Here is an 18,666-nt window from a genome sequence, read left to right on the forward strand (position 1 = left end):
CCATTTTCAGAGGAGCCGGCCCATGTCCGCGATCCGTATCTGGTTGAAAAATCCCCTCGCCGTCTTTACCGCCAATGACCTGGACGCCCGCGGCGGGCTGGTGATCGAAGGCGGTGTCATCACTCAAGTACTGGCGGCCGGTCAGCCACCTGCCCTGCCCTGCGCGCAGGTGTTCGATGCCCGCGAGCATGTGCTGCTACCCGGCCTGATCAACACGCATCACCATTTCTATCAAACCCTGACCCGCGCCTGGGCACCGGTGGTCAATCAGCCGCTGTTTCCATGGCTCAAAACCTTGTATCCGGTATGGGCACGACTGACGCCTGAGAAGCTGGCCGTCGCCAGCAAGGTCGCGCTGACCGAACTGCTGCTGTCTGGCTGCACGACCGCCGCCGACCACCACTATCTGTTTCCGGACGGGCTGGAACAGGCTATCGACGTGCAGGTACAGAGCGTTCGTGAACTGGGTATGCGCGCCATGCTCACTCGCGGATCCATGAGCCTGGGCGAAGCGGATGGCGGGCTGCCGCCCCAACAGACCGTGCAGCAGGGCGAGGTGATTCTGGCCGACAGCCAGCGCCTGATTGAGACCTACCACGAGCGCGGCGACGGTGCGCAGATCCAGATCGCCCTCGCGCCGTGCTCGCCGTTTTCCGTCACGCCGCAGATCATGGCTGAAAGCGCGGAGCTGGCTGAAAAACTCGATGTGCGCCTGCACACCCATCTCGCAGAAACCCTCGACGAAGAAGATTTCTGCCTACAACGCTTCGGCCTGCGCACAGTGGATTATCTGGACAGTGTCGGCTGGCTCGGGCCACGCACCTGGCTGGCTCACGGCATTCATTTCAACCCCGACGAGATCGCGCGCCTGGGCGCTGCGGGCACCGGCATCTGTCATTGCCCGAGCTCCAACATGCGTCTGGCCTCTGGCATCTGTCCAACGCTGGACCTCACCGCCGCAGGCGCGCCGCTGGGGCTTGGCGTTGACGGTTCGGCCTCCAACGATGCGTCAAACATGATCCTGGAAGCCCGTCAGGCGCTCTACTTGCAACGGCTGCGCTACGGCGCGGAAACAATCACCCCGCAGCGCGTGCTGGGCTGGGCGACGAAAGGCTCGGCGCAGCTGCTGGGGCGTACCGACATCGGCGAGCTGGCGGTCGGTAAGCAGGCCGATCTGGCGTTGTTCAAACTCGACGAATTGCGCTTTTCCGGCAGCCACGACCCGCTGTCCGCGCTGCTGCTGTGCGGCGCAGACCGTGCGGACCGGGTGATGATCGCCGGACAGTGGCGGGTGATCGACGGTCAGGTCCAGGGGCTGGATCTGCAACAGTTGATCGCCGACCATCGTCAGGCGGCACGCGAACTGATTCAGGGTTGAATCCCGGGCCCGTAAAGCTGTGAACGGATCGACACATTCAGCGGTGTCGATCCGCTAGAGTGTCGCCTCCTCCAGCTGCCAGGCGAAACGCCGTGTCCACCACACCTCAGCCTGCGATCCCTCCCGAAGATGAAAAGAGTCTGTTGGTCCTGCTGCTGGGTCTGGCCTGGCAGCTCTTGCTGTTAATCGGGCCAGCCGCGCTGGTCACGATGTTGCCGCCCTGGCAGGGTTTTCTTATCGTGCTCAGTCTGGCCGCGCTGAGCGGGCTGTGTGTATGGGCTGGCTGGAAAGGCGCAGCCAACCAGATCACTCCCTTGGGTGCCAGCGCCATGATCGGTCTGGGGCTGAGTCTGGGCCGCGTGCTGCCCAATTACTGGAATGTGCCCATCGCCCTGTTCACCGTCGTGTTCGGCCTGAACCTGCTTCAGAAATGGGAACGCAAACTGGGCATTGCCGAGCCATCCGACGGCGAAAAGGCAGGTGCGAACACGCCATCACCCCCTCGTCAGCGCAGCCATGAAACGAGCAGCAGCGCCTGGGGAGGCCAGGAGCCGGAACGCACGCCCGAAGGCGAACCGATTCGCGTCTTCAACATGGGCGAAATCGCCATGGGCGGGCCGGTCTACGTGGACTATCTGTTTCCCGACGGCGTGTTGCTGCAAGGGCTCGGTTCTTCGGCCCGGTTTTCCAGCGACGGTCGCTACTTCGCCGCCACCGTGCCGTCCAGGCAGCAATGGGGCCTGGTCATTCTCGACCGTCAGATGCGCCGGGTGTATCACTGTGACAACGACGTGTTCTGGGAACTGGACGCGTTCAGCGAGACCGATCTGAGCGGGCGCATCAGTCCGCTGGTAGACAACCGGGCCTCCACAATCAACCTGCAGGAATTACTCAAGACAGCCCGAGTCGTGGACATGATGTCGATCGTGGATATCTGGATCGAGCCCTCGGCATTGCCTCAGGACGCCGCCGCCGAGCGGATAGAACGCAACGGGCCGCACGACCGACATCGCATAGAAGGCCATTTGCGAATGCCCGCCAGTCTGCGCGATCTGGAACAACCACTGGACGCCCTGCGCTACCCGGCTTATCAATTGAGCCTCGACGGCCGGGAAACTGATCTGTTTTTCTACGCGGACGCCTCGATCATCTGGCGTGCGGACGGCAAGGCGCTGTGTGTCATGGCGCAACAGGCCAGTGACGAGCAGACGAAATACTGGTGCTGGGAAAGCAAAACCGGCTGGCACGCACTGCCCGAGCCTTGGGTGATCAGCAACCGGGAAATCTCGCTCAACTGGAACCGACCGCTGGCGCTGGACGAGCAGCACCTGCGCATCGAAGGCTATCTGGCTTTTGAGTGCCCTGATCGTGGCCGCTATGGCTACAGCCTGCGTTGCATTCACAGCGACACGGAAATACAGACCGGGCACGACGCTCAGGGCCGTTTGCGAAGCGGGCAACGAGAGCTGACCGGTATTCGTCTGGTCGTTCCACTGACTGGCAATGGCGAACGCGGCGCAAGCCGTATCGAGTCCGGGCTGTTGCTGGATGATCAGCGCGCCCGGCTGACCTGGCAGATGGATAACAAAACCGATCAGGGCGGCTACCACTGCCAGATTGCGGAGTGGGAACTGCCGGGGCTGTGGCTGCTTGATCACCGGGTTTCGGACTGTAAACGTTATCTGGCGCTGATCCCGTTCACCGAATACCCGGCCAGCGCAGGTAACGTGGTGGTCATCGATGTACTCAAGCGCCGTCGCCTCGAAGGCCCTCCTATGGAGGTGGTTCACCTGATGGACCTGCGCGAAGGCACACTCTCGGTCGTCACAGTGTCCGGCCGGCTGACGGATACCTGCGAAAGCACGGCCTTGCAGCGTTATGACCAACCTGCGCCCCCCGTCGGGCAAGCGGCAGGGTTTTGCGATAACCGCGAAGGCTCTCGCCCGTACTACCAGACAGTCGAACTGAAAATCGGCAGCGAAGCCCTGCACATGCTGCCGCAATGGCGGACAGTACACACACCTCAGGCCGCCACGGCGGATGGAGATTTCCTTCAACCCGCACCGGACAACCATGACGCGGCCTGGCTATTCGGCAGCGAGACCGAGTACGCCGACAGCTGGATGCGCATCGGTACAGCTCGCCTGGGCGGTCATCTGTTGACGGCGTCAGGTTGTGCCATCAAGGACCTCGCACCGTCCATGATCTGGTCACCCGACGCGCGTTACCTGGCCCTCACCCGCTTGCACGTCGATCCGCAAAGCCGCTGGGAGCTGTTGCTGCTGGATGTGCAACAACGCACGTTGCGCACTTCTCCCTACTCACCGGGCAACCGGCCGCAGTTCGAAAGCTTCGACAACGGGAAGCTCAAGATGCGAGCGTTCGAGCGGGACTGGGATTCGGAGGTTTATACGGACAAAGGCCGCGTCAGCTCGACGAGCCTGGCCAGCTTGCTAAAGCTACCGGCGGTGGCGTTGGTCGAGCAGGACGGCATCTGGCTGATGCCGGGGCAGGAAGCCGAGGCCCCCTTGTGGCGAGCGCTGGAAAAAACGCCACTGCGTGTTCAGTCGACGGGTTGTGTCTGAAAGTCAGTCTTCGTGAGCAAGCTCACTCCCACAGGTTAAAATCGGTTTCGGCCAGTAGGAGCGGACTTGTCCGCGAAGGAGTCGGTGTGTTCAGTCGAAGGAGCCCCGATCCCTCAAAGCCCCAGGCACGACAACATGATGAACGTCGCGAACAGCACGAAGTGGGTCATGCCTTCAATGGCGTTGGTTTCGCCGTCGTTCAGATTGATCGCGCTGACCAGCAGGGTGATCAGGATCATCACGGTCTGCACCGGCGTCATGGCCATCTGGAAAGGCTGGCCGCTGTAGAGTGCCATGGCTTCCATCACCGGGACGGTCAGGATCACCGTCGACAGCGATGCACCCAGGGCGATGTTGACCACCGACTGCATGCGGTTGGCCAGCGCCGCACGTAATGCGGTGAGGATTTCGGGCGAGGCGGAAATCGCCGCGACCAGAATCGCGGTCATCACCGGCGGTGCACCCGTACCTTCAAGGCCCAGGTCGACGGTCTTGGACATGACCTCCGCAAGCGCACCGATCACCACAACCCCCACCACCAGCGTGGCGATGGAGCGCGTCAGGTTGATGGGCTCTGCGGTTTCTTCAGGCTGATCCTTGCGCTTCTTCTTGTCCGGGTAGCTGTAGCTGAAAAAATAGCTGTGTGGCCCGACCTGCATGCGCAGGAACACGGTATAGAGCAGGACCATCGCGCCAATGGTGAACGCCGAATACAGCTTCCAGTTCGCCTCGGGAATGAACTCGGGCACCACCATGGACACGCCCATGGCGGTCATGATCATCACGCTATAAGTGCGCGCCGAGTCATCGTTGTACGACTGCTCGCCGTGCTTGATGCCGCCCATCAACGCGGCCAGTCCGAGAATGCCGTTGATGTCGAGCATTACGGCGGAATAGATGGTGTCGCGTACCAGCGTCGGTGACGGCTCGTTGCTCATCATGATCGCCAGGATCACCACTTCGACCAGCACTGCCGACAACGTGAGAATCATCGTGCCGTAAGGATCGCCGACTTTCTCGGCGAGCAGTTCAGCGTGATGCGCCACACGCAACGATGCGCAGACGATGAAGCCGACCAGCGCCAGACCGGCCACCAGGGCGACCGTCTGGCCATTGCCCAGCAGCGTGTGCTCCAGTGGATAGGCGATGAAGGTGGCGATGATCGCCAACAGTAAAAACTTTTCTTGCTTGAGCAGCGCGCCCATTTTGTTCCCCAAACCCTTGCGACACATCGCCGCGGATGTATGTGAAGGTGTCTGTCATTGAAGCCGTTCAGAGTGCAGGGTGTGACAAAAGGTTTCAAAAAAAGACCCGAATGAGAATGGCACCCACGTGTAAATGACTTTTGATCCCGCCGTCACGATGTGAAATAGTGCCCGCCGTTTTCTTCGCGACCTTTCTGGCGCGTCTGTTTTCGCGATTTTGTTTCAGTCACAAAGGACATTCGCCATGCGTGCTTTTCGACTCTCTCACCTGCTGGCCGGTAGCCTTTTAGCGGCGCTGGCCTGCGCAACCCAGGCTGCGCCCATCGACATCAATGACGGCCAGCACACGGTTCATTTGCCTGACACGCCCAAGCGCGTGGTGGTGCTGGAGTTTTCCTTCCTCGACAGTCTGGCCTCGGTCGGCGTGACGCCTGTGGGCGCTGCTGACGATGGCGACGCCAACCGCGTACTGCCCAAGGCGCGCAAGGCCGTGGGGGAGTGGCAGTCGGTGGGCCTGCGCTCACAGCCCAATATCGAGGTCATCGCCCGCCTCAAGCCGGACCTGATCATTGCCGACCTGGGTCGACATCAGGCGCTCTACAACGATCTGGCCAGCCTGGCGCCCACGCTGATGTTGCCGTCGCGTGGCGAAGACTACGAAGGCAGCCTGAAATCCGCCGAACTGATCGGCACGGCGCTGGGTAAAGGCCCGCAGATGCAGGCGCGTATCGCTGAAAACCGTGAGCACCTGAAAGCCGTCGCCGCGCAAATCCCGGCCGATACAAAAGTGCTGTTCGGTGTTGCCCGTGAAGACAGCTTCTCGGTACACGGCCCGCACGCTTACGCGGGCAGCGTATTGAAGGCCATCGGCTTGCAGGTGCCTGAAGTGCGCAAGAACGCAGCGCCAACCGAGTTCGTCAGTCTTGAACAGTTGCTGGCGCTGGACCCGGACTGGCTGCTCGTCGGCCACTATCGTCGCCCAAGCCTGGTAGACAGCTGGAGCAAGCAGCCGCTGTGGCAGGTATTGAGTGCCGTGCGTAACCAGCACGTAGCCGAAGTGGATGGCGACAGTTGGGCGCGCAATCGCGGGATCATGGCGTCCGAGCAGATTGCCGATGACGCGCTTGCCGTGCTCAAGGGCGGCAAGGCCGTGATCAATCCGTAAATGCGCCGCTGGCTGATGGCGAGCGTGATCGCCGCGAGTTGCCTGGGCCTGTTCTGGATGTCGCTGTTCGCCCTGTCGCCCTTCACCATCCGGCAGATCGACGCCTGGAACGGGCTGTTCACGCTGGGTCGCGAGGGCGGCAACATCGCCTACATCGTCGCGCAACTGCGCGTGCCGCGTGCGTTGTGCGCGGCGCTGGTCGGTGCCTGCCTGGGCGTGGCCGGGGCATTGATGCAAGGCATCACCCGCAATCGACTGGCCTCGCCTTCTCTGTTCGGTGTGACCGCTGGCGCGGCGCTGGGCCTGGCACTGTTCTCGACAGGTTTGATTGCCCTGCCCTTTCCCGGCGGCGCACTGTTGATGACGTGCCTGGGTGGCGCGCTGGCCTGGATTACCGTGTTCAGCCTCGGTGGGGCGTGGTCACCGGCGACGTCCCAGGGGCGACTGGTGCTGGCCGGCGTGGCGGTGGCTGCACTGTGCGCGGCGCTGACCCGGCTGACGGTGATTCTCGTTGAAGCGCAGGCGCAAAGTGTTCTGAACTGGCTGGCCGGCTCGCTGGCCAACGTCGGCACCGAACAACTGCAACTGCTATGGCCCTGCACGCTGATCGGCGTCGTGCTGGCGATTGCCTGTGCGCCACGTCTGAACCTGATCAACCTCGGCGAAGACGCCGCCCGTTCGCTGGGCGTGCGTATCGGCGCGCTGCGTCTGCTGGTGTTCGTGGTCAGCCTGGTGCTGGTCGGAGCCAGTGTCTGCGCCGTCGGCCCCATCGGCTTTGTCGGCCTGATCGCGCCGAACATCGCCCGCCAATGGCTGGGCAACGATTACCGCTGGCTGATCCCGGTCAGTGCCGGACTGGGTGCCGCAATTGTGCTGGCATCCGACCTGATCAGCCGCGCCGTGGCGTTCCCGGTCGAGACGCCGGCAGGCGTGGTGACGGCATTGATCGGCGCGCCTTTCTTTCTGTTTATGGCGAGGCGCGCGTTATGAGTCGGCCGCGCTCAAGACTGCTGATTCTGATCGGCCTGTTGCTGCTGGCGCTGCTGCTGAGCCTGAGCGCGGGTACGGTCTGGCTGACACCCGGCGCGGTGCTCGACCATTTGATCGCCCACGACAGCAAAGACTTCGAAGTCTGGAATCACCGATTGCCACGCGGCCTGATCGCGGTGGTGACTGGCTGTGCATTCGGTCTTGCTGGCGCCATCGTACAGGGCGTGATCCGCAACCCGCTGGCCTCACCGGAAATCCTCGGCGTGACGCAAGGCGCGGGACTTGCGCTGACCATCGCGATCATCGGTTTCCCGCACTTGCCGGTGTCTGCGCTGCCATTCGTGGCGTGCCTGGGCGGTGCGGGTGGCGCGCTGTTGCTCGCGCTGTACAACACCGGCGTGCAATTTTCCGGGGTGCGTTTCGCGCTGTCGGGGGTGGCCATCGCGGTCACGTTATCGAGCATCACCGAGTTTCTGATTCTGTCCAACCCGCTGGACATCAACACCGCATTACTCGCGCTGACCGGCAGCCTGTGGAGCCGTAACTGGCATCACGTGCTGCTGGCCTCGCCGTTGCTGATACTGATCCCTGTCACATTGTTGCTGGCCAAGCCGCTGAACCTGATCGGCCTGGGGGATGAAGCGGCGCAAAGCCTGGGCACGGGGCTCAAGCGCACGCGCTGGCTGGCGATGGGCAGCGCGGTACTGCTGACCAGTCTGGGCGTCGGGATCATCGGCCCGATCAGTTTCGTCGGGCTGGTCGCACCGCACATGGCCCGCCGACTGGTGGGCGGTCATCATCAATACCTGTTGCCCGCCTCCATGGTGCTGGGCGCACTGCTGCTGGTGCTGGCCGACACCCTCGGCCGGACGCTGATCGCGCCCAGCGAGATCCCGGCCGGGATTCTCACGGCGGTGATCGGCGCACCCTATTTCCTGTGGCTGCTGGCCCGATTCAAAGGTTGATCCCATGAGCATTCTTCAGGCACAGCAACTCGACATCGGCTACGGCTCAACGCGCATCGTGCAGAACCTGTCGTTCAGCCCGCCACCCGGCAAGGTCACGGCGCTGATCGGCCCCAACGGATGTGGCAAATCCACCTTGCTCAAGGCGTTCGCACGCATTCTCACGCCGCAGTCGGGTAGCCTGAGTCTGGATGGCACGTCCTACCGTGATCTGTCGGCGCGGGATCTGGCGCGCAAAGTAGCCTTTTTGCCCCAGGTGCTGCCCATTCCCGAAGGCGTCAGCGTGCGCCAGCTGGTTGCCTACGGCCGCAGCCCGCACAACAGTTTGTGGGGTCGGTTGAGCGGCACGGATCAGCACAGTGTCGAGCAGGCCCTGCGACGCATGGAGCTGGACACCCTCGCCGACCGGCCGCTGTCCGACCTGTCCGGCGGGCAACGCCAGCGCGCATGGCTTGCGATGATTCTGGCGCAGGATGCCGCCATCGTGCTGCTCGACGAGCCGACCACGTATCTGGACATCAGCCATCAGGTCGAGCTGCTGGACCTGATGCGTGCCCTCAGCGCCGAGGGCAAGACGGTCATCACCGTGCTGCATGACATCAACCAGGCCTGCCGTTATGCCGACCATCTGGCGGTCATGCAGGCCGGGCAACTGGTCGCCAGCGGCGCACCCGGCGACGTGCTGGATGCCGAACTGGTGTGCCGCGTGTTCGATGTCCAGGTGCAGATCATGCGTGAGCCGGTAGCAGGCACGCCCATGTGCATCGTCGAGCGCAGCACGCGCTGCACCAGTTAGCGGCGAAGTGCCTGTTTCCTGCACCGTCGCGCTGCATGGATCGTTGGGTTAAACAGCCCGCAGCACGTCTGCGCTATAACTTGTCTTTATGGTCAGTTTTTTGCATTGGCGGAGTATCCACTCCAACAAGACTGCAAGGAGCAAGACCCGATGCACCTGACCACCCCACGCCGTCCCCTGAAAAAACTGCTGTGCGCCATGACTGCTGTCGTCGGTCTGGGTGCAAGCCTGCTCGCCTCGGCAGCCGATCCGCTGAAAGTCGGCTTCGTCTACATCGGCCCTATCGGCGACCACGGCTGGACCTATCAGCACGAGCAGGGCCGCAAGGCGATGGTCGCAGCCCTGGGCGACAAGGTCAGCAGCAGCTACGTGGAAAACGTGCCTGAAGGCGCGGATGCCGAACGTGTCATCCGCAACATGGCCAAGGGCGGCTATGACCTGATCTTCAGCACGTCGTTTGGCTACATGAACCCGACCCTGAAAGTCGCCAAGCAGTTTCCCAAGGTGAAGTTTGAACACGCCACGGGTTACAAGCAGGACAAGAACATGGGCACCTACCTGGCCCGCACCTACGAAGGCCGTTACGTCGGTGGTTTCCTGGCCGCGAAGATGACCAAGACCAAGAAGATCGGCTACGTCGCGTCGTTCCCGATCCCGGAAGTGCTGCGCGACATCGACGCCATTCAGCTGGCACTGAACAAGTACAACCCCGGCACCGAGATCAAGGTGGTGTGGGTCAACTCCTGGTTCGATCCGGGCAAGGAAGCCGATGCGGCCAACGCGCTGATCGATCAGGGCGTGGACGTGGTGTTCCAGCACACCGACAGCCCGGCGCCGATTCAGACCGCCGAGCGTCGTGGCGTTTACGCCGTCGGCTACGCCTCGGACATGGCCCACTTCGGCCCCAAGGCGGTGCTCACGTCCATCGTCAACAACTGGGGGCCGCATTACATTCAGGCTGCCGAAGGCGTGCTTGCAGGCACCTGGAAGCCGCAGGATTACTGGGGTGGTCTGAAGGAAGGCACGGTTGAACTGCCGATCAGCGACATCGTGCCCGCCGACGTGAAGGCTGAAGCGCAGACGATCATCGCCAGCATCGAAAGCGGCGAATTTCATCCGTTCACCGGCCCGATCAAGGACCAGACCGGCACCGTGAAAATCCCTGCCGGCGTGGTCGCGACCAATGCCGAGCTGGCGTCGATGAACTACTACGTCGAAGGCATCACGGCCGAATTGCCGAAGTAATCTGCCTGAGGGATCGCGTCCATACCCATAGGGCGCGATCGCTCTGACGACCACCCGATTCCCAGGACCGCTTCATGGACCAGCTTCCCATCATCGATATCGCCCCGCTCTACGGCCCGGACACTCAGGCCTGGCAGACCGTCGCCAGTCAGATCGACAGCGCCTGCCGCGAATGGGGCTTTTTCTACATCACCGGCCACCCGATCACGCCGCAGCGAATCGAGCAGGTGCAATCGGCCGCCAAACGTTTCTTTGCCCGACCGACAGCCGAAAAACTCAGCATCGACATCACCCAAAGCACCCACCATCGCGGCTACGGCGCCATCGCCACCGAGCAACTGGACCCCAGTCTGCCGAGCGATCTGAAGGAAACCTTCGACATGGGGCTGCACATGGACGCCGGGCATCCCGACGTGCTGGCGGGCAAACCATTGCGTGGGCCGAACCGACACCCTGACCTGCCGGGCTGGGAAGCGCTGATGGAGCAGCATTACCTGGATATGCAGGCACTGGCGCAAACCCTGCTGCGCGCCATGACCCTGGCGCTGGGCATCGAGCGGGACTTCTTCGACCAGCGCTTCAAGGACCCGGTCAGCGTGCTACGCATGATTCATTACCCGCCGCGCCACACCGCTACATCCAGCGAGCAGCAAGGCGCCGGTGCCCACACTGATTACGGCTGCATTACCCTGCTGTATCAAGACGCTGCGGGAGGTTTGCAGGTTCGTGATGTCCGCGGCCAATGGATCGACGCACCGCCGATCGAAGGCACGTTCGTGGTCAACCTCGGCGACATGATGGCGCGCTGGAGCAACGACCGTTATCTGTCCACGCCACACCGGGTCATCAGCCCGCTGGGAGTCGACCGCTACTCGATGCCGTTCTTCGCCGAGCCTCATCCCGATACCCGTATCGAATGCCTGCCGGGCTGTCAGAGCGAAAGCCAGCCGGCCCGCTATCCTGTCACGACCTGTGCCGAGTTTCTGCTGTCACGCTTTTCTGACACGTATGCCTATCGTCGAGAGCAGGAAAAGGCGTCTTAGTTGAACGGCCGGTCAGGTTTTACCCTACGCGGCGACGTGCATCTGTAGAATGCCCGCGATCTGCACCTGATGAGAAAAGCACATGTATGACTGGTTGAACGCCCTGCCCAAGGCAGAATTGCACTTGCACCTTGAAGGTTCGCTCGAACCCGAGTTGCTGTTTGCCCTGGCCGAGCGCAACAGGATTGCCCTGCCGTGGAACGACGTCGAAGCGCTGCGCAAGGCTTATGCCTTCAACAACCTGCAGGAATTCCTCGACCTGTATTACCAGGGCGCGGACGTGCTGCGCACCGAGCAGGACTTCTACGACCTGACCTGGGCCTACCTGCAACGCTGCAAGGCGCAGAACGTGATTCACACCGAACCGTTCTTCGATCCGCAGACCCACACCGACCGTGGCATCCCGTTCGAAGTGGTGCTGGCCGGCATTACCGGTGCGCTGAAAGACGGCAAATCGCAACTGGGCGTCGACAGCGGCCTGATCCTCAGCTTTCTGCGCCACCTGAGCGAAGAAGAAGCCGAGAAAACCCTCACCCAGGCACTGCCGTTCCGTGATGCGTTCGTGGCCGTCGGCCTGGACAGCTCGGAGATGGGTCATCCGCCGAGCAAGTTCCAGCGCGTGTTTGACCGCGCCCGCAACGAAGGCTTCCTGACTGTTGCCCACGCAGGTGAAGAAGGCCCGCCGCAATACATCTGGGAAGCGCTGGACCTGCTGAAAATCGAACGCATCGACCATGGCGTGCGCGCCATCGAAGACGAACGACTGATGCAGCGCATCATCGACGAACAGATCCCGCTGACCGTCTGCCCGCTGTCCAACACCAAACTCTGCGTGTTCGACGACATGGCCCAGCACAACATCCTCGACATGCTCGAGCGCGGAGTGAAGGTCACGGTGAACTCGGACGACCCGGCCTACTTCGGCGGCTACGTGACCGAGAACTTCCACGCCCTGCACACCCACCTGGGCATGACCGAAGACCAGGCCAGACGCCTGGCGCAGAACAGCCTGGATGCGCGGCTGGTGAAACCTTAAGCCGGATCGCATCGTGATCGTGCCGATGCTGTGCGTCGGCATGCTGCCCGGGACGTTTCACGCCGCTGACGCAATCTTGCTGATCTCCCGTTGCCCGCTCGACGACACCTGCAAGGTGCTGGATTCTTCAGTCGTGCGCAGCCAGCCCATCTGAATGAACAACTGCAAAAGCCCTGCGCCCAACGCGCCGCCCAGATGCGGGCTGCGTTCGCTCCAGTTGGCGCAGGCGCAGACGGTTTCACGTTTGCGCTGGGCGAGCGCCGGTATGTAGATGCCGCGTTCAGCAAACCTGACCATGCCCTTGCTCGTCACCTCGATGCGCTTGTCCTGCTGCTCTATCCACCCGGCACCCAGCAGGCGCTGATAAAGCTCGGCAGCCATTTCGCCCCCCAGGTGGTCGCAGCAGATACGCGCGCGACGCAATGGCAAGGGAGGCATGGGCTGGGCAACGCTGCGGCTGATCTGATCGGCGCTGGCCAGCGAGGCATTAGCCAGCGCCTCCACTGCTGCGCCGACCTCAGGTGCCGCCAGGCGGAAAAAACGCTTGCGACCCCGCGCCTCCTGCTTCAGCAGCCCTCCGCTGGCCAGCCGCGACAGATGCGCACCTGCAGAAGACGTCGAGAGGCCGGCCAACAGTGCCAACTCATCGGCGGGACGAGCAGTACCATCCATCAATGCCCAAATCATCGCGCTGCGCTTGGGGTCGGCCAGCAATGTCGCAATCTGGCTGATGCAAGGTGCATATTCCATGTGTTCACTCCCTGTTGAAACAGTCATCTAGTGCGATGACATATTGACAGCATTCACGCCTCAGTAAAGTTGAACGCGGATCCAACTTGAAATGACAAGTATAAACTCTATGCCACGCCCTCCGATTGGGTAAAAACTTTTGCCGCAGCACGCACGATCAGCAACGGCATAAATCGCGCATTGATGACGCACCGGCCATTGTTGCCACAACTAAAGAGATACGAGCAGAACGCTCTGAATCAAGGCTTACAGCTGATCAACCGTTATCGGCAGAGAATAGCGAAGAAGAAACCTACGACAAAAACGCCAAAACAGTTCATCCCGTTAAAGATTCGCCCTCACGTTGAAGACCGAACTTTGCATGAATGAAATGCATTTAAATACTATATTTTCCGAAGTGTCCGTAGGCTAATTCTTCTGTTTTTGTAGCCATTGAAACTATTGAAGTACTCATTGGCTTACACCGTGTTGCTCACAACGCGTACGTAACATTTCCAGAAGCAAGTTGACGGGCTTACTGAGTTGAGCGCGATGGGCACACAGCAAGTTCAAGGGTGCACGCTCACCCAGCACATGAGGCATGAGCACCTTCAGCCGCCCCGCCCGGACATCCGAGGCAACATCCAGCCAGGATTTGTACGCGATCCCTTCGCCAGCCACGGCCCAGCGACGGACCACATCGGCGTCGTCGCTGAACCGATTGCCTTCGACCGTCAGGCTCATTTCGCGCTTGCCGTCCTCGAACGTCCAACGGTCATGAACACGCTCACCCAGCATGAACAGCAGGCAATTGTGCTGCGCCAACTGCTCGATATGCTGCGGCTCGCCGCAACGCTCCAGGTAGCCGGGCGCCGCGCACAGGACCCGCCGGTTGCCCGGCAGGACCGGCAGCGCTACCAGCGTCGAGTCTTCCGGCTCCCCGTAACGCAGCGCAACGTCCACCGGCTGGCGGAACAGATCGGCTATCCGGTCGCCCAGCAACAGGCGTACGGAGAGTTGCGGGTGTTGCTGCTGAAACGCGTCCAGCCAGGGAAGCAACACATTTCGGCCCAGGTCCGAGGGTGCCGAGAGTTGCAGTACGCCCTCGCAGCGGTCCTGGCTGCTGGCCAGCAGACGCTGCCCCTCTTCAAGACTGCCGAGCGCAGCGCGGGCGTATTCCAGAAAGCCCTCACCCTCGGCGGTCAGGCGCAAACTGCGTGTCGAGCGCGCAAGTAGACGCGCGCCGACCTGCAACTCGACCCGTTTGAGCGCCGCACTCGCCACGGCCGCCGACATGTCCATGACCCGCGCGGCAGCGGACAGGCTACCCAGATCCGCCGCCCTCACGAACACGTGCAGGTCATCAAAACGCAGCATGGCCACCTCGGATTATCAAAATAATATTGAAAGAGCCTGCCGTTTTAGCGGGTTTTATCTTGGCAGGAAATACCTAATGATCCGCTCAACCTATTTTTCTCGCGAGGACCTGTTCATGAAGGCTGTTGCTTATTACCAATCCCTGCCCGCCAGCAACCCCGAGGCCTTGCAGGACATCGAGCTGCCAGAACCGGTTGCCGGTGCGCGCGACCTGCTGGTCGAGGTCAAGGCCATTTCCGTGAACCCGGTGGACACCAAGATCCGGCAGAACGTCCAGCCTGAAGAGGGCGCAGCCAAAGTGCTGGGCTGGGACGTGGCCGGCGTGGTGAAAGCCGTCGGCAGCGACGTCACGCTGTTCAAACCAGGCGACAAGGTCTACTACGCAGGCTCATTGATACGCCCGGGCGCCAACAGCGAACTGCACGTGGTGGATGAGCGCATTGTCGGCCACATGCCCAAATCGCTGAGCTTTGCCCATGCAGCCGCGCTGCCGCTGACGGCCATTACCGCGTGGGAGCTGTTGTTCGAGCGTCTGCAGATCGCACAGGGCAAAGGTGAAAGCGGGCAAAGCCTGTTGATCGTCGGTGCCGCAGGCGGCGTCGGTTCGATCCTCACGCAACTGGCGCGTCAGTTGACCGCGCTGAACGTCATCGGCACTGCGTCACGCGCAGAGACCGAAAGCTGGGTGCGCGAACTGGGCGCCCATGAGGTGCTGGACCACAGCAAGCCGCTGAGCGAAGAGCTCAAGCGCGTCGGCATCGCCGCTGTCACCCACGTGGCCAGCCTGACCCAGACCGAGCAACACCTGGATCAACTGGTCGAAGCCCTCAAGCCTCAGGGCAAGCTGGGCCTGATCGACGATCCCAAGTCGCTGGATGTTTCCAAGCTCAAGCGCAAGAGCCTGTCACTGCATTGGGAGTTCATGTACACCCGCTCGATGTTCGAGACCGATGACATCATCGAGCAGCACAACCTGCTCAATCGTGTGGCCGAACTGGTGGACGCCGGCACGCTGAAAACCACCTTCGGCGAACACTTCGGCCGTATCAACGCCGAGAACCTGCGTCGTGCTCACGCGCTGCTGGAAAGCGGCAAGGCCAAGGGCAAGATCGTGCTTGAAGGGTTCTGACCCGCCCGCGTTGGCGTTGTGTCAGTCGCCCTTGACTGCCACGACGCCTTTCTCGATCAGGCTGGCGCGACCTGAGCGTCACGTCGGGCCTGCAGACGACGCGTGTACACCGACGCACTGACCGACAGCACGCCACACAGGCTGATGACCAGCGCCATGGGCGTTGCAGTGCCGTCGTGCAGCACGCCCACAAGGCTCGCCGCAGCCGCCGCCACACTGAACTGCAGACAGCCCAGCAAGGCAGAGGCACTGCCCGCACGTGCCCACTGACCGTTCATGGCGCAAGCCGAGGCGTTGGGGATGATGCAGCCCAGACTGGCCACACAGATAAACAGCGGCACCAGCAGCGGCCAGAGCGCTTCAGTGCGCAACGCGGTAATGCCGAGCAACACCAGACCCGCTGCGAGATAAACCCATACCGTGCGCGTCAGCAGAAAGGCCGGACCGGCTTTGCGCAGAATGCGTGCATTGATCTGCGCGACCAGAATGAAGCCCGCTGCATTCATCCCGAACAGCCAGCCATAGTGCTCGGCCGGCACGCCATACAGCTTGATGAACACGAACGGCGACCCCGCCACGTAAGCGAACATGCCCGCCATGGCGATACCGCCCGTGAGCGCATGGCCGATAAAGACGCGGTCGGTCAGCAGCCGCCCGTACTGACGCAGTGCGCCGCTGAGCGGCTGACGCGGCGTGCTGTCGGGCATACTTTCCGGCAAACCCAGCGCAACAGCGGTCAGGCACAGCGCACTGAACAAGGTCAGGCAAATGAAGATCGACTGCCAGCCATACGCGCCTACCAATACTCCGCCCAGCATCGGCGCCAGAATCGGTGCCAGGCCCATGACCAGCATCAGTTGCGAGAACACCTTGGCCGATTCCACGGCGTTGCATTTGTCGCTGACAATCGCCCGTGACAACACCATGCCCGCACAGCCGCCAAGCGCCTGAACGAAGCGCGCGCCAATCAGCCACTCAAGGCTCGGCGCGAAGGCACAGGCCACCGACGCCAGCGTGAACAGGCTGACGCCCACCAGCATCGGAATGCGCCGCCCGAACCGGTCAGCCACCGGCCCGTAGGCCAGTTGCCCCAGCGACAGACCGAGGAAATACGCCGCCAGGGTCAACTGGACATGCTTTTCATCGGTGGCGAAATACAGGGCCATGGCAGGAAAACCAGGCAGATAGAAATCGATGGCCAAGGGACCGAAGGCGCTGAGCGAGCCAAGAATAAGGATGGTGCGTAAGTTCATCGGGCGTCCGTAAGCGATGCAGGGCAGCGGGTTAGTCTAACCGGCTTGAGTTGCAGAGGACGAAACCTGGAGAAATTAATTCAAGATTTTTCAGGACAAAAAGGCGATCAGGTTGCCAGCCTGATCGCCTGATGCCTTCACAAACGGAATCGATCAACCATGGATTTCAACTGGTGGGACAGCGTCGATAACGACTGACTGGCCGAGTCGATCTGCCCGGCGCCCTCAGACGTCTGAAGCGACAGGTCCCGGATGTTGACCAGGTTGCGGTCAATTTCCCGCGCCACCTGCGCCTGCTCTTCCGAAGCACTGGCAATGACCAGGTTTCGCTCATGGATCAACGAAATGGCGCCGGTGATCTCATCCAGCGCCGCACCCGCGTGTCTGGCGGTCTCAAGCGTATGCAGCGCATGTTCGTTGTTGGCCTGCATGGTGCTTACAACCTTTGAGGTACCGGCGTGAATCGCACCCACGACCTTTTCGATGTCCAGCGTCGAACTCTGGGTACGACCTGCCAGCGCACGCACCTCATCGGCCACCACCGCAAAGCCTCTTCCGGCCTCACCGGCGCGCGCGGCCTCGATGGCGGCATTGAGTGCCAGCAGATTGGTCTGCTCGGCGACACCACGGATCACGTCGAGGATTTTGCCGATGTCCTGGGAGTGAACCGCCAGCTCCTGGACCGAATGAGAGGCGTCATCGACTCGCGCGTTCATGGCCTGAATGGACTGGATCGTCAGGCTGACACGCTCACGCCCGTCATGGGCCGTGGCACTTGAGGTACTGGACGCATCGGCGGTGGAAACCGCATTGCGGGCAACCTCTTCGACTGCGGCGGTCATCTCGTTGACCGCCGTCGCGGCCTGTTGAATTTCGGCGTTCTGGCTGTTCAGGTCCATCGACGTCTGGTTGGTGATCGACGTCATTTCCTCCGCTGCAGTCGCCATCTGCGTGGACGAGTCGCCGATCAGGCGCAAGGTGTCGATCAGGCTACCCTGCATGGCGACGAGCGCCTGCTGCAGGTCGGACACTTCGTCTTTTCCATCGATCACGATTCGGGTGGTGAGGTCGCAAGCGGCAATGCTGCGCGCAAAGGCAACGGACTGACGCAACGGTGCCGTGATGCTTCGAATCAGTACCCACGCCAGCAGCAGCGTCAGGGCGAATGCGATGACCAGCACGATCACACTGGTTTGTATCGCCGACTCGTAACGCAGTTTCGCATCAGCGGTAAAAAGCGCAGCGCTCTGGGCATTGATCTTGACCAGTGCGTTGAACAGGTCCCCGGTCTGGTTCGACAACTCCTGAATGGTGCCGTTGAGCAATTGCAGCATGGCCGGCGTGTCGTCCTGTCGGGACAGGCCCTGATAGGTCACCAACTGCTGGTTGTACCGGGCAATCACACTCTCCATCTCGGTGAACACCTTGGCGGACTCCGGCTGTACAACGGCGCGGTACTCAGCCATGGACTTGTCGAGTTCGCCGATCAGGAAATTCATCCGGTCAACCGATGGCGTCAGGAGTTTGGGATCGCGGTTGAGCATCATGCGCAGGCTGATCACACGGATGCCCAGCGAGTTATCCCGAATACGCGCCAGGGCACGTGTGCCTGCGTGCGAGACTTCCTCGGTATAAACCACGACCTCACGCATTTTCGCGATCTGGATCATGGAGAACACCCCCAGCCCCAGAAGCAGCAACAGGATGATGCCGAAGCTTAGAAAGGCGCGGGTGGAAAAACGCAGACTGCGGAGGGTCATGGGCACTACC

General features: G+C 61.7%; 15 protein-coding genes and 1 pseudogene. 10 read left to right on the plus strand and 6 right to left on the minus strand.

What is annotated here, in order from left to right; genetic code table 11:
- Nucleotides 1-22 precede the first annotated feature (22 nt).
- Both BUB69_RS13965 and BUB69_RS13970 read left to right on the plus strand, forming a co-directional pair.
- On the plus strand, nt 23-1,378 hold the full coding sequence (locus BUB69_RS13965; RefSeq protein WP_073167734.1) for an 8-oxoguanine deaminase: 1,356 nt from the start codon (nt 23-25) through the stop codon (nt 1,376-1,378).
- Between the two features lie 92 nt (nt 1,379-1,470).
- On the plus strand, nt 1,471-3,963 hold the full coding sequence (locus BUB69_RS13970; RefSeq protein ID WP_073167737.1) for a hypothetical protein: 2,493 nt from the start codon (nt 1,471-1,473) through the stop codon (nt 3,961-3,963).
- 113 nt (nt 3,964-4,076) lie between these two features.
- On the opposite strand, the gene BUB69_RS13975 is transcribed toward BUB69_RS13970, so the two are convergent.
- Entirely contained in the window at nt 4,077-5,168 is a 1,092-nt protein-coding gene (locus tag BUB69_RS13975; protein WP_073168139.1) for a calcium:cation antiporter, read from the minus strand.
- Nucleotides 5,169-5,412: 244 nt separating this feature from the next.
- Here BUB69_RS13975 and BUB69_RS13980 point away from each other — a divergent pair, with 244 nt between their 5' ends.
- The 7 genes from BUB69_RS13980 (at nt 5,413) to BUB69_RS14010 (ending at nt 12,408) form a co-directional block, all read left to right on the plus strand.
- Nucleotides 5,413-6,333: a Fe(3+) dicitrate ABC transporter substrate-binding protein gene (locus BUB69_RS13980; RefSeq protein ID WP_073167741.1), complete on the plus strand. Its 921-nt coding sequence runs from the start codon at nt 5,413-5,415 to the stop codon at nt 6,331-6,333.
- A complete protein-coding gene (fecC, locus tag BUB69_RS13985) occupies nt 6,334-7,323 on the plus strand; it encodes an iron-dicitrate ABC transporter permease FecC (RefSeq protein ID WP_175561735.1) in 990 nt (329 codons plus the stop codon). It begins immediately after the preceding gene.
- Entirely contained in the window at nt 7,320-8,288 is a 969-nt protein-coding gene (locus BUB69_RS13990; RefSeq protein ID WP_073167744.1) for an iron chelate uptake ABC transporter family permease subunit, read from the plus strand. The genes fecC and BUB69_RS13990 overlap by 4 nt, the downstream gene beginning before the upstream one ends.
- A 4-nt stretch (nt 8,289-8,292) precedes the next feature.
- A complete protein-coding gene (gene fecE, locus BUB69_RS13995) occupies nt 8,293-9,084 on the plus strand; it encodes a Fe(3+) dicitrate ABC transporter ATP-binding protein FecE (protein WP_073167748.1) in 792 nt (263 codons plus the stop codon).
- 150 nt (nt 9,085-9,234) lie between these two features.
- Complete coding sequence (locus BUB69_RS14000) at nt 9,235-10,329, plus strand: BMP family ABC transporter substrate-binding protein (protein WP_073167751.1); 1,095 nt, start codon at nt 9,235-9,237, stop codon at nt 10,327-10,329.
- A 74-nt stretch (nt 10,330-10,403) separates the two neighbouring features.
- Nucleotides 10,404-11,372, plus strand: coding sequence for a 2-oxoglutarate and iron-dependent oxygenase domain-containing protein (locus tag BUB69_RS14005; RefSeq protein ID WP_073167755.1), 969 nt, complete (start codon nt 10,404-10,406; stop codon nt 11,370-11,372).
- Between the two features lie 82 nt (nt 11,373-11,454).
- Nucleotides 11,455-12,408, plus strand: a complete 954-nt coding sequence (locus BUB69_RS14010; protein ID WP_073167758.1) for an adenosine deaminase — start codon at nt 11,455-11,457, stop codon at nt 12,406-12,408.
- Between the two features lie 57 nt (nt 12,409-12,465).
- On the opposite strand, the gene BUB69_RS14015 is transcribed toward BUB69_RS14010, so the two are convergent.
- Together BUB69_RS14015 and BUB69_RS14020 are read right to left on the minus strand one after the other, a co-directional pair.
- The gene (locus tag BUB69_RS14015; RefSeq protein ID WP_073167761.1) at nt 12,466-13,158 is read right to left on the minus strand and encodes an ArsR/SmtB family transcription factor; all 693 of its coding nucleotides are present in this window, start codon (nt 13,156-13,158) and stop codon (nt 12,466-12,468) included.
- A gap of 450 nt (nt 13,159-13,608) precedes the next feature.
- On the minus strand, nt 13,609-14,514 hold the full coding sequence (locus BUB69_RS14020) for a LysR family transcriptional regulator (RefSeq protein ID WP_073167764.1): 906 nt from the start codon (nt 14,512-14,514) through the stop codon (nt 13,609-13,611).
- A gap of 115 nt (nt 14,515-14,629) precedes the next feature.
- Here BUB69_RS14020 and BUB69_RS14025 point away from each other — a divergent pair, with 115 nt between their 5' ends.
- Nucleotides 14,630-15,643, plus strand: coding sequence for a zinc-binding alcohol dehydrogenase family protein (locus BUB69_RS14025; RefSeq protein WP_073168143.1), 1,014 nt, complete (start codon nt 14,630-14,632; stop codon nt 15,641-15,643).
- Between the two features lie 56 nt (nt 15,644-15,699).
- Here BUB69_RS14025 and BUB69_RS14030 read toward each other — a convergent pair whose 3' ends face one another.
- From BUB69_RS14030 to BUB69_RS29605, 3 genes and pseudogenes are all read right to left on the minus strand, one after another.
- On the minus strand, nt 15,700-16,896 hold the full coding sequence (locus BUB69_RS14030; protein ID WP_073167767.1) for a multidrug effflux MFS transporter: 1,197 nt from the start codon (nt 16,894-16,896) through the stop codon (nt 15,700-15,702).
- 137 nt (nt 16,897-17,033) lie between these two features.
- Nucleotides 17,034-17,897 carry a methyl-accepting chemotaxis protein gene (locus BUB69_RS29600; protein WP_425439370.1) on the minus strand — a complete coding sequence of 288 codons (864 nt, stop codon included), beginning with the start codon at nt 17,895-17,897 and terminating at the stop codon, nt 17,034-17,036.
- Nucleotides 17,892-18,656, minus strand: a pseudogene (locus BUB69_RS29605) (MCP four helix bundle domain-containing protein); the annotation flags it as partial. The pseudogene BUB69_RS29605 and the gene BUB69_RS29600, both read right to left, overlap by 6 nt.
- Nucleotides 18,657-18,666 lie beyond the last annotated feature (10 nt).

Source organism: Pseudomonas asturiensis (assembly GCF_900143095.1).
GTDB classification, from domain to species: Bacteria; Pseudomonadota; Gammaproteobacteria; order Pseudomonadales; family Pseudomonadaceae; genus Aquipseudomonas; species Aquipseudomonas asturiensis.

What these genes read in the sequence shown, in the direction of transcription:
- BUB69_RS14005 (WP_073167755.1), top strand. Translation starts at nt 10,404, where the DNA reads ATGGACCAGCTTCCCATCATCGATATCGCCCCGCTCTACGGCCCGGAC.
- BUB69_RS13980 (WP_073167741.1), top strand. Translation starts at nt 5,413, where the DNA reads ATGCGTGCTTTTCGACTCTCTCACCTGCTGGCCGGTAGCCTTTTAGCG.
- BUB69_RS13965 (WP_073167734.1), top strand. Translation starts at nt 23, where the DNA reads ATGTCCGCGATCCGTATCTGGTTGAAAAATCCCCTCGCCGTCTTTACC.
- BUB69_RS14000 (WP_073167751.1), top strand. Translation starts at nt 9,235, where the DNA reads ATGCACCTGACCACCCCACGCCGTCCCCTGAAAAAACTGCTGTGCGCC.
- BUB69_RS13990 (WP_073167744.1), top strand. Translation starts at nt 7,320, where the DNA reads ATGAGTCGGCCGCGCTCAAGACTGCTGATTCTGATCGGCCTGTTGCTG.
- BUB69_RS14030 (WP_073167767.1), bottom strand. Translation starts at nt 16,896, where the DNA reads ATGAACTTACGCACCATCCTTATTCTTGGCTCGCTCAGCGCCTTCGGT.
- fecE (WP_073167748.1), top strand. Translation starts at nt 8,293, where the DNA reads ATGAGCATTCTTCAGGCACAGCAACTCGACATCGGCTACGGCTCAACG.
- fecC (WP_175561735.1), top strand. Translation starts at nt 6,334, where the DNA reads ATGCGCCGCTGGCTGATGGCGAGCGTGATCGCCGCGAGTTGCCTGGGC.
- BUB69_RS14020 (WP_073167764.1), bottom strand. Translation starts at nt 14,514, where the DNA reads ATGCTGCGTTTTGATGACCTGCACGTGTTCGTGAGGGCGGCGGATCTG.
- BUB69_RS14015 (WP_073167761.1), bottom strand. Translation starts at nt 13,158, where the DNA reads ATGGAATATGCACCTTGCATCAGCCAGATTGCGACATTGCTGGCCGAC.
- BUB69_RS29600 (WP_425439370.1), bottom strand. Translation starts at nt 17,897, where the DNA reads ATGCAGGGTAGCCTGATCGACACCTTGCGCCTGATCGGCGACTCGTCC.
- BUB69_RS14025 (WP_073168143.1), top strand. Translation starts at nt 14,630, where the DNA reads ATGAAGGCTGTTGCTTATTACCAATCCCTGCCCGCCAGCAACCCCGAG.
- BUB69_RS13975 (WP_073168139.1), bottom strand. Translation starts at nt 5,168, where the DNA reads ATGGGCGCGCTGCTCAAGCAAGAAAAGTTTTTACTGTTGGCGATCATC.
- BUB69_RS14010 (WP_073167758.1), top strand. Translation starts at nt 11,455, where the DNA reads ATGTATGACTGGTTGAACGCCCTGCCCAAGGCAGAATTGCACTTGCAC.